The sequence below is a fragment of the uncultured Bacteroides sp. genome (genome assembly GCF_905207245.1).
GTDB lineage: Bacteria > Bacteroidota > Bacteroidia > Bacteroidales > Bacteroidaceae > Bacteroides.
Window position 1 is genome coordinate 50284 of the sequence record NZ_CAJLKP010000016.1, and the last position, 14976, is coordinate 65259.

Consider the following 14976-nt stretch of genomic DNA (forward strand, 5'->3'; position numbering starts at 1 on the left):
CACAATATAAAGAAAAGGAACTACATTTCCATCAGTCCCTTTTCTTTTATTCCTAAATATGTCAAAATACAAACCCTAATCTCAAGCCATTAAATTTATATTTTGCAGAAGCATTTTCAAACTTAAGCTTCTGCATATTGAATACATATCCCAGACTTAAATGCGGAGTAATATTTATTCCTAAATTAAGTTCCAAAGCCAGTCCGCCTTCTTCAACATAGAAATCGTGTCCATACCCTAAGCGCAAACCTAAATAAGCAGAAACATCCTGATATAGAGTGGGCGTTTTTCCACGAAGTCCCATCATAGCCTGCAAAACACTTGGGCCCAAGCCTTCACCCCTCACTGTCTGACCTACATAATTGACTCCAAAGACATCCACGCCCAAAAAACGATGAACATTATATTGATAACGGATGCCACCTGAAAAACCAACACTCCCATCAACATCAGCCATTTTTCCAACCCCTAAATCAATGCCCCACTGGCTTCTCTTCATGTCAGCTCCACCATCATCGCCAAACCACCTCTGGGCAGACACCGTAGCCACAAAGAAAAACATCAAAAACAACGATACCACAAATTGTTTCATATAGTTGTCCTCCCTCCTATTTAATTTCACGGATTAACATTCCCGGATAAAAATCACGGCCACTCACTTTCTTGAAAGTCGTCTGGCCCAATTCCGCACCGGCTGCTCCTTCTTCCTTCGCCATATACCGGTTATCCCAAATCATTCCGGACACCGGTTTAATCTCTCCAACCTTTTTATACTCCACCTTATTGTCCTTCATCACAGCTTCCAGCACTTCAAAACGGGATTTTTCCGTAATGCCCTCCTTCATCCCTATTTGAGCACAGATTGGTTCCACTTCCGTAAGAGGAGTCTTTACCTTAAACGCTTCAAAGTTCTGCTGCAAAGAAGCGATATTTTCATCAATGGCACGTTGACATGCCTTGCGAATCATCTGTTTCGGTTCATCAAGGTTCACCCCAAGAAATGAAACATCTTTGCCGCTACTCTTCTGCATACCGATATATCGCATGCTGAACTTGCTACGATGGTTATCAAATGCCTGCTTTTTAGCTTGGTCAGAATCAGTAGAGTAATAGTCTCTATAAAAAGTCATAGCCGTTTCTTCATCCCAAACCAACTGATAGAGATGAGTGATGACATTTACCTTGAAACCTTTCAGAGTTTCCATCATGTCGCCCATCGAATCACCTAAATCTGAAAAAGAATTTGTACCCAAAGCCACATCCGCTACTGCCCCCAGGATTCTGAATGCAGTTCCAAATGCCTTACCGGTTTTCTCACGGTCTATATACCTGATATCATTTACCACCAGGAAAGAATTTCCAATTAAATCTTCACCGGCATCCTCCAGCATAGCCATCCCCCTTTGGGAACGGGCAGCCAATTCTTTATCGAACTCACTTGCATCATAAAGACCACGCTCCTTCACCAGTTCCACATCACATACTCCGGTCAAAGGGTCACGGTTGAACCAGCGGGAAACCATGCGCGAAGCTATGCCATTGTTCTTTACGAACTCATCCACCACCTGCGTATCCTTCAGTTTCTGTCCCATAGAAACCACCTTCACCGATAAATCATGATTATTATACTTATCCGGGGTAGGAATCTGGAGAAAAACATCACTTATTTCCCGGGCAAACTTCTGGTCATCGTGATTTATCAGAAGACTATATAATGAACTCCGGCGATAATTCATTGCCGTAGAATCCTTCTGTGCATATGACTGCATGACAGACAAAACTGCCAGCATCAAAACTAAAGCTATCTTTTTCATAAAGTATAAGCTAATTTACATTGATTAATAATCCCATTTATCATCCGGTATGCGGTCGGTTATCTTGAATGCATTGACCGAAACATCCTCATAAATATTCAAACGGAAAGCATCCGTATCATTCAAAGATGTCTTGCCCAGCTTCTCCATATAAGCCAAAGCATTCTTTAAACGGGAGAAGTTATCCATTTTGCAAGGTACGATGAGATTTCCATTGATGTCAATCATGCCATATTTACCCTCCATGGCCACATAAGCGTAGTTCTCCTTAAAGTTGCTTGCATCTTCAAAACCCTGGCTAAATGCCATGGCCTTTTTCTTAAGATCATAGCAATACCACAACGCCCCATCTTTCCCCCAAATATATCGGGGAGCAGGTTCATTCACCAGTTTAAGATCCCCCCATTCAAAGGGCACTATCTGACGACTTTCCTTATCAATCATTCCCCATCTGCCGTTTTCTATCTGTGCAGCAGCCCAGCCATGTCTAAAGTCAGATACATTCTTATATGTCAACGGAATGACAATACTGCCAGAACGGTCGGCTATCCCCCACTTCCCGGCCTTGCAAACGCCCAACATATCTTCACTGAAATTAGCTTTTACATCATCATACTCAAATGGAAGAACATTCTTTCCTTTATTATCAATCACTCCGAATCTACCACTCGCATTATCTTGCACAATACACATGCCTTTATCAAAATTCATGGCCATGCGGAACACGTCAGTAACCCGGTTTCCGGACTTATCGACAAAATAGGCAGTCTTGTCATTCTTATTTTGAATCTTGCCGACGCCATCAATATAGGACTGCAAAATCTCATTCTCTGCAAACTCTTTCAAATATCCGGATTCAACGTTATAATAGCCGTACTCCATTTTCTTTTTGTGGAGTTTTCCCACCAAAGCAATACCATTGGAAGGACAATGCACCTCATGAAATTTCTTTTCAGGGACTACAATGTCGCCACGGTCATTCATAATTCCATATCTATTCAGCCCTTTCCCATAAAACAAGAAATCACCCTCCGTGGAAATTTCTATATTATCAAAGAAGAAGTTCAAGCTATCGGCTGCCTCCTTTGTTTTTGCAGTAGCCAAGGTCAGATTATAATAGTTCTCAGGACTGAACAAACGACTCAAAGGCCTTTGTAGAGCATACAATCCATAGCCACTGGATACAGTTGCATTATAATCCACAATCTCTTGCGTATCCTTCCTCTTATATTTAAAGAAGTAACCGAGAGTCAGATATTTAGCCGGAACCACTACCTTTCCTTCCCTGTTTATCAAACCGTATTTGGCACCACTCAACTTTCCGGTTTTCTTGTTTACCTTGCCCGAAGAAGCAAACCAGCAATGCCCGAACTTGTCAAACAACCCGACTGCCACATATTTAGGTTCTAACAAAAATTGTGCATGGTCATCAATCAGACCATACTTCTTGCCATTGATAACATAAGCCACTCCATCTTCAAATTCTCCGATTTCATCATATTTCGGTGGCAAAATCTCTTCCCCCCGCTTGTTGAGGAATCCCCACTTTGCACCTTTCAGGATGCCGTCCTTATAACTACCTCCTACCGCCACACGGCAGAAATTCCCTGTAAAAGGCAGAATCAGCGTATATTTAATCTTTCCCACTGCATCACCTTTGGGATTGATGAATCCATATTTATCTCCCTTCTTTACCTTTGCTAATCCTTCTTCAAACGGATATGCTTCGGTATACTTATACGAAATCACTTTTTTTCCCTGGTTATCGACATAACCGAACTTTCCCTTCTCATTTGCTTCGGGACGCAAATTCTGAGCCTGCAAGCCTGCAAAAGCCAGAAGGCCTCCCAATAGCAATAAAAAACGACGAATTGTTTCCATAAGATATTATTTTGTTATTTCAACCACATAAGATTTGTTGTCTTAGGCTGCTGCCCCTTTCCAAAAGCTACACCTACAGCACGAGCCGCATCAATGACTTGTTTCCGTATGGCAATCTCGTCATTATACTTTTGGCGCATCTCAAAGTTCCAGTCGTCCTTGACTTTTGCTTTCACCTCCTTGTACAACTCCATCGCCTCACCATAGCATGCCGCATCCGGTTCCAGTTGATTCAGAATCTCCGCTACTCTGGCGGCACCGGTCTGGTCAGGATTTACGGCCCAGGCATTGCGGGCAAGCATCAACAGACGGTCACAGCTATAATCAATATAAGCATGATAGGTCTTCACCAGTTCTTCGGAAACAAGCTCGTAACCCTTACAACACACAGGAACGGCTGTCAGCAGAAACAGTGCCCGTTCATAATTACGCAACTGCGACAAACGTTGCGCCTCCTTGATTATATTGCTGTACTCTGCATCATAATAACTGATAATGCGTTTCTTGCCTTTCTCAAGGAAACTTGCAATTTTCTCGTTGCTGGCATTCAGCGAACGGTAGGCATTCAAAAAAGCGCGTTCGCGGCTCTCGCCTACTCCGCGTATCTCAAAAGCAATGCGGTCGAACACCTTTTCACCCAAATAGTCACCGATATAAAGGTTGAGCGATAAAGTCAGTGCCGTCTTAGCAGGAGCTCCCGCCACCACCTGTTCGTAAAGCGGCAATGCCTTGGCTGCCACAAAAAATTGTGCATAATCTCCCGATGCACTGATGCCGTCGCTGCTCACTACCGTACACAAGCGATTGTATAAATATTCGTTGGCCGAAGCCGGCGTTTCTCCATCCTGTCCGACATCAATTGCCATCAAACGTATCTCACAGTCCTGCGAGTAGGCCTTCATACCTGCCATACACATCAGGAGAAACAGAAAAATTATCTTTTTCATACCACAGATGTATTAAATGTTATTTTTCTCCGATTACCAATATAGCCTTTCCCAATCCTTTGGTGAGCAGTTTGCACTCCACATTGTAGGGCGCAGCCCTCAGATAACGCCGTAAATTGTTGGCAAAGCTACGGGTATCCATCGGCATACCGTTTTCACGGTAAAGGGGGATGCGAACCTGCTCCAGAAGCATACGATTCTCCGTAGCATCCGATACATTATACCGATGTTCCTGTGTATTGTTGTACATCCATCCGTCAATGATATCCGTCAACATCTCGCCGTCAAATTCAGTCTCCAGATTCTTGCCGGAACCATTGTCGAACACTAATATTTCTACATTTACTTCGCGCCCGTTTGTCTGCAAATCATCGAAATGTGCTTGTAGCTGAGAAGCGAAATTATCCATATTATTCAGTACAGCCTCCTCAAGCAATACCGGAGTTTCGGCCGACAAAGAAGTTGCCCCCGTCCCGGTGGCAGCAGCAATCTGCTTGTTTGTATACGCATCCAGCCCGCGCAATGTATAGGTGACCGAGCGTTTGGGGCCGGTAACATTAATCTTCCAAACCAACTCCACCAGAATATCGGCTTTCGCTCTATTGAGCAATTGTTCATAAGGCGTCTCGGCCAGCGAAGCTCCCGAAGCAGAACTTGTCAACATCTGGTTTTCTGCCGACGACTGTTCCATACTCCTGATAGTGGAAGAAAGATCTTTCAGAGGGAATCCTCTTTCAGCCATTAACTCGCCGATTTTGGTTATCACATTCAGTAAGTCTATATCATTCTGCAAAGCACTTTTATAATCGGGTACATCCGTTTTAACCCCCTGCGCCTCGTAAGAGCGCATATAATTATTGTTTGCACACCACGCGTCTGCCGGAATCACCATAATGGTGGGTTTCTTCACCTGGGCAAATGCCGCCTGCCCCATGACGGTCAAGAAAATCAAAGTACCAATGAGTTTTCGCATATACTACTTTTTTAAGATATTGTCAGAAATAAGCTTTTTCTCCAGATCAGCTCTCAGCACTCTTAGCACCAGCGCATACGAATCGCGTGTCTGGCTCTTTTTCTTCACGCCCGACCCCATTTTGGTGGCATCCATCTTCACGAAATCGACATATGCACCGTTTTTACTGAAGAAGTTGTCAAAATAAGCTTGATGCCTCTCCTCCGCATTAACCTCAAAAAGAAGCGGTTTGAATTTGCATTGGCCCTTCTGTACTCCGCTGAAGATAATGTCGCGTACGGCTTTCTTTTTGGCTTGTTCCACAGCATCCGCCCGGGAGGCGCCCTGTCCCCATGCACGAAGTACCACCGTCCCATCCATTGCATTTCCCACACATTCTGTTTCAAACGTATAAAATGCCGCTGTCGAAGGAGATTTGCACGAACTGAATGCCATGCATATTGCCGACACGGCAAGAATAAAACTAAATCTCACTTTCATAAATTGCATGTTATGTTTAAATTAATAGTTAAAAGCCGCTTCCAAGTCCTTTTATTACCCCTGCCTTTTCAAGATCCTTACGCAAACGATCTTTCGAAACGGAAAATGTGGCACCAATACGATATTGCTTTTTGTCCATCTTCACAATATCATATTGGGCGGTTACCATATCGGCATAATTCTGATAGCCTCCTCCATCTTTAAAGAATGGTTCAAAAAAATCGGAATGTTCCTGTTCGGTAAGCGTGCTACCCGCCAGTGCTTTCTGAGTCACCCGCGATTCCTGGCTGGAAAAACCCTTGAACAGCACTCCATGAACAGCACATTTTTTCAGTAAATCAGCGTCCGGCTTATTTTTCTTGGAAACAACGTACACTTTTACCAGATATGTACCCTGCGTTCCACTACCGGCACCGACGATCTCATATTCCAAAGGTCCGGCCGCATATCCTCCCAAAGAAATTAAAAAGAGAAGAATTAAAGGCAAACTAAATTTGAGTTTCATAATTATTATTATTAAGATTTATTATAAATGCGACCCTTTACAGAAAATTAAATACAATAAAAATTGGATTATACGGACAAAAAGCGATACTAAAACGACATTCAGCTGTATTATCCGGTAATTCCGCAATATATATATCCTGTTCCAAAACATGCCATTAAACCATTCTAAAGCATATAAAGAACACAAAACGGCATAAAGCTTCTCCTTTGCAGACCTGTTATTCAATAAAAACACCATCAATCTGCAAAAGCATACAAACTTTTCGTAAAAGTAATATTATTATATATTCAAGACATTAAAAGCCTTGCTTTTAACATAATATTAACAAATATAAAAACTATTATGTTATGATTTCAAAGTTCCAAACACAACATGCCGGCATGTTCCTTCTCTTTTTTAGTTTCACATGCCGGCATGCATTCACACCCTAATATCTTCACTTCAAACGTTGCCTATCACCCATTCCACAAGCACACACTGTTTGCCGTCATTTTTCCATCTGCGCTACTGAACCCCAAATAGACAGCCAACGACTCTGCTTTCCAACCATCAGGCAGAATCAATGTAGCTTTACCGTCCTGCCTATGGGCAGTGTTCACGTCATACATCGGTTGTCCCAGCTCCTTGTTGTAAACCAGCAACAAGACTACATCTGTCCCGGCAGCATTCCCCTTATTGCTATTATCAGCCCAGAAAAAGGATACTTTATCATCAGCCACTTCAGCCGTAGCGCCCTCTGCCGACGTCAGTCCACCATGCGACACCAGCACTCTGTCAAAGTCAATAACGGGTCCGTCCTCCCCCGCTACCACGGCGGCGCCCAGTATACACGACACAGCCACATTGAAAGGCGAGCGGACTGCGGCAAACTCCCGATAACCTACACGCAAAAAAGGCGTCAACATCTTCGCAAGCCCAATGGCCACACCAAATTTGGAACGGGCCGAACGCTGCTTATCCGAACGCGACGGATTGCCCCCTGTGGGTAACGAACGCACGTAATACCCATTCTTGCCTTTGCACCCCACTACCGGTCCCACCTTACCGGAAAAACCGCCGATAACCCCATCTTTTACTTTTCCCATAATCTTATATGTCTTAATTATTTTTCTATCTATACGCACAAAAGTAAGGAAAAGAAATCGCTTCACACTATAAATCCCCGGTAAAAGGATAAACTGTCAGATTCTTTTTTCTATATTATTCATACACTACTGATACACTATTAATACACTACTGATACACTATAAATGAGTGTATCAGTTCTGTTTTGACCTATTCCCTATACCTTATAAAATTATATCCAGTATAGGTCAAAATAGCAGATACACTCATTTTCACTTCAATTCAGGAATCCTTTTAAGGCTTCTGAATAACCTGATTCCTATCCTGTTATTCTGTCCAGTCAGGTTTGGGAAATTCTCTCACCGGACTATATCGGATGTAGGAGTCGAATATCTCTTTATCAGGCCCCACAGTACGGGGATCTTCCGACCGCTTTAGTTCATTTACTAAAGCCTGTCTCAGTTCTTTTTCAATCGCAGCATAATCCTTTTTCCCTATCAGATTATCAAGACAGAACGGGTCATTTCCAATATGGTACAATTCAAATTCAGGACGTTTACCGAATGCCAGTTCAAAGTAAGGCTGGATGGCAGGATCTTTATAATGCTCTATCAAAAAAGTTTTTGAAGGTGCATCATCCACATCGGTAAAAGCCCGGTCGGAATGAAAAGTCCCATCTTCACCTATCCCGTACATGGGATATAATTCGCCTGTATCCTTATCCACCATCTGAGGAGCTCCGGCAGGCCAACGTTCAGGTTTGACATTCCAGATTAACAGATAATCCTGATTACGGACAGCACGTTGCGGATATCCCAGATTTCTCCAACGGGAAGAGGAATGCCTTTCGCGCCCCATATACACATACTTTTTCGTTTTATCCACTATTCCTTCTTTTTCCGATCGGAGTATATTTATGAAGCTACGCCCCGAAATAGGAAGCATTCCATCCGGTTTCACTCCCGCCATCTCCAGGATAGTGGGAGCAATATCGGTAAAGCCTATCGGATCATCTACCCGGCGTTTACCCGGAAAGCCTTTCGGATAGCTGACCGCAAAGGGGACATGTGCACCATATTCAAAGCAGTTGGCTTTTGCCCGAGGGAAAGGCATGCCATTATCTGCCGTTACTATAACAATTGTATTATTGAGTTCACCTATTGAATCCAGATATTCCAGCATTTTAGCCAAATGCGAATCAGCCCATTCTATTTCTACCGCATAGTCCAACATATCCCCTCTGACCTCTTCCGTATCAGGAAGAAAACCGGGAACATCCACTTGTTCGATTTTCTTTCCATTACGTTTCCACGAACCTTTCTCATAAACACGATGAGGTTCGGTAGCTCCATACCAGAAATAGAAAGGTTGCCCCTCTTTACGTTGCTGCAAGAACGAGCGAAAGTTCTCATAATAATTAATCAATCCAATCCCTTTAGCCGTACGTGAATCCGAAGGGCTATTTTTTTTATACCTATGTTTATTGAAGGGATGTCCGGCAGCATTTCCCTTTCTCCACAAGGAGTCCTCATCATTACGTGCGTATTGAAATGGATCGACTCCTTTACCGGTAAATCCGGTGTAATATCCACTTGCCTCCAGTAGGTCGACAAACGGAACATGCTCTTTCATCCAGGAAGAGGCGTGCTGCCCAGCCTGTTTGTTTTGCCAGTGGTGGCGTCCCGTCACCAGACTACTTCTGGAAGGAGCACTTCCCGGAGAACCAGCATAACAGTTGGTAAAGTAGATTCCGTTGGAAGCTACCCTGTCGAACCCGGGTGTACTTACGAACCGGCTGCCGGCAAAACTTGTATGTGCATAGCTTTGGTCATCGTTTATCACAAACAAAATGTTTGGCCGCTTATCCGGTTCTTTCTTTTCTTTGGTTCCAGCAAGTACTCCCGAACTTAGTGAAATCAACACTGCTCCAGTGACAGATCTCATAATGTTATCAGTTAAAAACATATTTTTCTGATTTGATTCTTCCACTAAATTACTTAATTCCCCTCATATACCAAAGGAGGAACATTCTTTTCCGTACCGGGATACCCCTTATTCTGATTGATTATTCCTCCGGAGTTCGTATTGATTGCATACGAAGGAATAGGCCAGAAGATATGGAAAGGTGAGCAGGTGAAATAGTTTCCGTAGGGAGTTCGGACACCTTTATTATAAAAGTCGCTGATTTCCACCACCCTGTCATACCAGAAGTTATCTTCTGTCAGCCTGTCCATAGTGTACGTCTTTCCATTATAGCAGGGGATTCCTGTCCGAGCATAAATAATAGCCATTCGGGTTAGTTCCACTTTACGCGGTTCTTCATAATACAATTCCCTTGCCCTTTCATCTAATACGGCACCTGTCTTTTGCTTTTCAATATCTGCAGCCGAATACATGTATTGTGCATTGGCTCTTTTCCTTATGACGTTTATATCGTCGGCTGCTTTCTGCCATTCACCCTTCCATACATATGCCTCTGCCCTGAGCAAATAAGTTTCGGCTAAACGGAAAATATAGAAATCCCCCGGTCCTCCCTGGGGCTGCACACGGTCAGGATCAGGATACCAGGTTTTATAGTGTGGCCAGCTAAACCAGCATCTGATAGTGTCATTACATAAAATGTTCCCCTGATCATTATACAATTGAAGATTTTTCCCATACCACTCATTTCCGTTTTTCTTCAGTGCGGGACTGTTATAAACCAGCATTTCCATTGTCATCCAGTTTTCATTATCCGTCCGGTGCCTGTAATCAGAAAAGTCTTCTACCTTGTTAATGGTCCATACACCTTTTTGTGCATACCAGGTGGGGCGGATACGACTGATTCCTCTGCCGTATTTTTCTACAAGACCAATTTCATTTTTGGCTGCATCCGACAAGCCGTTTGCGCCGTTAGGGGTTTTAATAATTCCCGTCAATCCATAATAAGGAAGTGCATTACGCATCACATAGGTGCCATTCGTATTTCCTTCCATGCCATATCTATTGATAGCCAATAATAATCCTTCCGTATTTTCCGGCAAGCTCTTATTTTCAATACGGAACATGTCCCATACCACGTCTTTATTGGCAACACTCTTGTCTGCTCCGAACCGCTCATTGCACAGTTTATGAACTCCTCCACTAATAACTTCGGTCGTTATCCGGATAGCATCATCGAATCTTCCTTCAAGCAAATAGTACTTGGCCAATAGATGCTTGCAGGCAGCTTTGGTCACCTGTCCGCCATTTACTTTATTAGCTTCGGGGACATGTTGTGCTGCAAACTCCAGGTCTTTTATCATTTTCAGCCAAATAGATTCTTTGGTGGTGGTATAGTAGTCCACTTTAGGTTCGGTTAGTTCTTCCAAAACCAAAGGTACATCTCCATACTGCAAGGTTTTCATGTAGTAGCGATAGGCCCTCACAAAATAGGCACTGCCCAACAAGGCATTCTTTGACTCTTCCGATTTGAATGTAGCTTGATCGATTCTGTTTACAATCGTATTGCAGTTTTTAATGTTGATAAAAGAATTGTCCCAGTACCATCCGATTCTGGTGTATGCCAAGTCATCATTTTTTCCATCGGGCAGCATCTGATTATTTAAATCCTGCCACGGGGTTGCCTTATCGGTTGTACCGTCTACGGCTATATCCGAATATTTCATATTGGTGCAAAATGGTGCCTGGTCGGTGCAGAATTCTCCCCGGAAGGTGGTCATTGCTTTGTCCAATACCGCTTGCAATCCCGCCTCATCGGTCAATGCATTTTCGGGAGCATAAAAAGACAAAGGGTCAGGGTTAAGGAAATCTGATCCGCAGGAGCAGAAAAGACAAATGGTAAAAGACAGGATCGCTGCTTTATATTTCATAATGGTTTTCATATCTATATAATTTAGTTTAGAATTAAAGTGTCATATTCAATCCAAAAGTGAATATTCTTTGTGAACGCATTCCGTCTTCGGGGTCGCCGAACTTCCAGTCTTTAGCCCATATCCCCGCATTCTTCACATTCAATGTAAATTTAAGGTTGGATATAGGAGTCTTCTTCAAAAATTTGGAAGGCACCTTATAAGCTAAAGCTACATTTTCCAAGCGTATATAAGACTTGTCAAACCATACTGAATAGCTCACTCCCTTAGCGGGAGCAGACCTCAACCGGGCATAATCATCCAATTGATTTTCAGGAGTCCAATAAGGAATATCCCTGGAATTACAGCGATCTTCGATATGGTTATCATGCTTTGCCAAATCATAGCTTCCCTTGTGTCCCCAAAGAGAATACAGGACGAAGGAGAATTCAAAATCATTGAACAGTCTGAAAGTGTTACTCAATGTCCACGAGAATCGTGGGGTCTTATATCCCAGAAACTGTTTGTCTTCATCTGTCAGCAGTCCATCATCATTTACATCTTCCAGTCTGAAGTCACCGGGTGCCTGATTCCATTTGGCAGCCTCTTCTTCTTGCCCGGTCTTCCAGGTTCCCAGAATTTTATAATCCCATATCACATCTTTTGCCTGACCGATAAACCAGTTATTGGTTTTGTCATCCGGCTCTTTCCGTCCTACAAAGTTACCATCTTTATCAAAAACGTCATACTTTTCACCGGTTATCGAAATGATCTTATTCCTATTTAAGGCAAAGAGCAGATTGGAGGTCCATTCAAAATTATGCTGTTTCATATTGGTGCTACTCAGAGAAAGTTCAAGTCCTTTATTCCTTATCTCTCCCAAATTGGCATACACTCTTTTATATCCGGTGATAGTGGGAAGTTCTCTGTTGACCAGTACATCTGTGGTCGACATATAATAGGTTTCTATTGTTCCGTTTAAAATGCCATTGAACAGCCTGAAATCTAAAGCAAGGTTATATGCTTCGGTCTTTTCCCATTTAAGCTTTTTATTTCCCATCGTATTTATTTCCAGGGTAGGAATGATAATCGGGGTTCCGCTTACATCAGTATTCAGCGATTTCTCGGCAAGCATCTTAGACAAGGCAGCATAGTTATCAATGTCTCTGTTACCGTTTATACCCCAGGATGCTCTTAATTTAAGATAATCAACAAACTTCACTTTAAAGAACTTTTCTTCTGAGAGTACCCATCCCAGAGCTGCGGCAGGGAAGGTGGCACGCGGATTGGAGTAGCCAAACAGGGATGATCCATCTCTCCGCACCGACAAGGTCAGCAAATATTTATTCATGAAGCCATAGTTAAGCCTTGCCATCAACGCATCCGATGTCCGGATCTCATCATTACTCGAAATTTCCGGTAAGTTTCCTATAGACATATCGTGATACCCGAGGATGTCGTTTGGACTGAAATTCTGATTATTCATTTTCTCCGTATCATTACGGAACTGCTCGGCGTTTACCAGGAATGTAACATCCACCTTGTGTTTCTGTGCAAAGGTTTTGTTCCAGTTTATAATATTATCAACCTGCCATTCCCTTCTCAATGAATTTTCACGGGAAGCACTTCCTCCGAATAACTTCCACTGTGGATGTGCAGAGGAGTCATGTGTATGGTTGTGGTAAAAAACAAACCGGGTTGTATAGTTTACAGTATAAGTGATGCCGAATGGTAAATCCAGAGTTGCATAGATCTTAGGGAAGAGTGTAAAGTATTCCTGTTCCCGCGACCTGTATGTGGGATTCAACAATGGGTGAAGTGCCTGATTGTCATCATTCGGATATAACCTTAATGTTTCCTCATCATCCTCATAAAATGAACTGTAAGGGGTTAGTTTGGTGTATTGGCTCACATCCGCAGGGACCGAACTCTCGTCACGGTAAGAGAACTGTGCATTCAATCCCACTTTCAAGAAACGGGCAGATTTTCCCTCTATATTCACCCGTGAACGTATGGTAGAAAATTCATCCCCTTTTACCAATGACTCATTTGTCATATATCCCAGTGACCAATAATAAGAGAAATCTTCTTTTTTTCCGGAAAGGCTCAGGTTGTAATCTTGCCTGGGACCATTATGAAAAATATAGTCCTCCCAGTCAATGCTTCTTCCTGATTTGTAATTCTCAATTTCCAACCCGGTCAGTCGTAAACCAGATAACCAGGCATCTACAAGATTGTCCTGTGTAGTACTATGGTAAGTCATCCATTGATCCAGATATTGAGGATCTATCGTACGCGGATCATCAAAAGGACTCCAGGGGCTCTGTGGCACAGTTGCACTATAGACTGATTTAAACATATCGGAACGCCATTTAATGAAGCCCTCTTTATCATAAGGTTTCACCCTGTTCGCAGCGGTAGATATCCCTATACTTCCGCTAAAGTTGATAACAGGCTTCTGGGAATTTCCTTTTTTTGTCGTAATAGCAACCACCCCGTTTGTAGCCCTCGATCCATAAACGGCAGCCGAACTTGCATCTTTCATTATATCCAGCTTCTCAATGTCATTCGGGTTGATATCCGAAATGTCACCATTATAGATTACTCCATCGACAATAATCAGCGGACTTGAGCCGGCGGTCAGCGTATTATCGCCACGAATCATCATATCACCACTTCCTTTCGCGGATACGGAATATCCTACACTCATACCCGGAATACTATTGCGTAGTAAGTCGCTAACACTTGACGGAGTATAGTTTTGCATACTCTCCGCTTTAACCTGGGAAATAGATCCGGTCAGGTCACTTTTCTTCGCAAGACCATAGCCAACGACAACTACTTCATCCAGCATTTTTGCATCTTCCTGTAAAGTAACCGCTATATTTTGTTTGTTTTGCACAGGGATTTCCTGTGTAAGGTATCCGATATAAGAGACCAACAAAACCGCTTTTTCTGCAACATTCAGGGAAAAATCTCCATCCACGCTGGTAATTGTACCGTTCGATGTTCCTTTTTCCATAATATTACATCCAATGATGGGTTCTCCATGATTATCTTTAATTACACCGGTGATTTGCTTGGTTGTTTGTTGAGCAGATTTACTCGTTCCATTTGTCTTGAAGATAACGATGTGATTATCTTCTATTATATATTTCAGGTTTTCCCCCTCAAAAAGGCTGTCTAAAATTTGGCTGATATTGCCATTTTGAATATCAAGAGACACTTTTTTTTTCAAATTAACTTCTTCATTGCGATACCATAAAGAATATTCTCCTTTCTGTCTGATTTGCCCCAAGGCTTCTTCCAACGTCACGTTCTTTAAATGAAGAGACATATTTTTTACTTGCGAATAGGCTACTTCCGTGGATGCAAAAAAGGAAGCAATCACAAGAAATAAATAATAAATGTGGTGAGGTTGTTTTACTTTTAATTTTAAATCCATATTTTTGTATTGATTTTAGGTTTGTAAATCCAT

11 protein-coding genes are annotated in these 14976 nt (G+C 42.6%); all 11 read right to left on the bottom strand.

Features of this window, described 5'->3' with window-relative positions:
- Positions 1–61 precede the first annotated feature (61 nt).
- Complete coding sequence (locus QZ135_RS07365) at positions 62–592, bottom strand: hypothetical protein (protein WP_294607313.1); 531 nt, start codon at positions 590–592, stop codon at positions 62–64.
- A gap of 16 nt (positions 593–608) precedes the next feature.
- Positions 609–1814: a hypothetical protein gene (locus QZ135_RS07370; RefSeq protein ID WP_294607315.1), complete on the bottom strand. Its 1206-nt coding sequence runs from the start codon at positions 1812–1814 to the stop codon at positions 609–611.
- Between the two features lie 24 nt (positions 1815–1838).
- Positions 1839–3695 (bottom strand): WG repeat-containing protein, encoded by a 1857-nt coding sequence (locus QZ135_RS07375; protein ID WP_294607318.1) that lies wholly within the window; start codon positions 3693–3695, stop codon positions 1839–1841.
- A 14-nt stretch (positions 3696–3709) separates the two neighbouring features.
- Positions 3710–4642: a hypothetical protein gene (locus tag QZ135_RS07380; protein WP_294607320.1), complete on the bottom strand. Its 933-nt coding sequence runs from the start codon at positions 4640–4642 to the stop codon at positions 3710–3712.
- A gap of 19 nt (positions 4643–4661) precedes the next feature.
- Complete coding sequence (locus QZ135_RS07385) at positions 4662–5615, bottom strand: DUF6175 family protein (RefSeq protein ID WP_294607322.1); 954 nt, start codon at positions 5613–5615, stop codon at positions 4662–4664.
- 3 nt (positions 5616–5618) lie between these two features.
- Positions 5619–6095 (bottom strand): hypothetical protein, encoded by a 477-nt coding sequence (locus QZ135_RS07390; RefSeq protein ID WP_294607324.1) that lies wholly within the window; start codon positions 6093–6095, stop codon positions 5619–5621.
- Positions 6096–6123: 28 nt separating this feature from the next.
- On the bottom strand, positions 6124–6600 hold the full coding sequence (locus tag QZ135_RS07395; protein WP_294607327.1) for a hypothetical protein: 477 nt from the start codon (positions 6598–6600) through the stop codon (positions 6124–6126).
- A gap of 458 nt (positions 6601–7058) precedes the next feature.
- On the bottom strand, positions 7059–7688 hold the full coding sequence (locus tag QZ135_RS07400) for a DUF6266 family protein (RefSeq protein WP_294607329.1): 630 nt from the start codon (positions 7686–7688) through the stop codon (positions 7059–7061).
- 307 nt (positions 7689–7995) lie between these two features.
- Complete coding sequence (locus QZ135_RS07405; RefSeq protein ID WP_294607331.1) at positions 7996–9612, bottom strand: sulfatase; 1617 nt, start codon at positions 9610–9612, stop codon at positions 7996–7998.
- Positions 9613–9665: 53 nt separating this feature from the next.
- Entirely contained in the window at positions 9666–11519 is a 1854-nt protein-coding gene (locus QZ135_RS07410) for a RagB/SusD family nutrient uptake outer membrane protein (RefSeq protein WP_294607333.1), read from the bottom strand.
- 34 nt (positions 11520–11553) lie between these two features.
- On the bottom strand, positions 11554–14835 hold the full coding sequence (locus QZ135_RS07415) for a SusC/RagA family TonB-linked outer membrane protein (RefSeq protein WP_294607335.1): 3282 nt from the start codon (positions 14833–14835) through the stop codon (positions 11554–11556).
- Between the last annotated feature and the right edge of the window lie 141 nt (positions 14836–14976).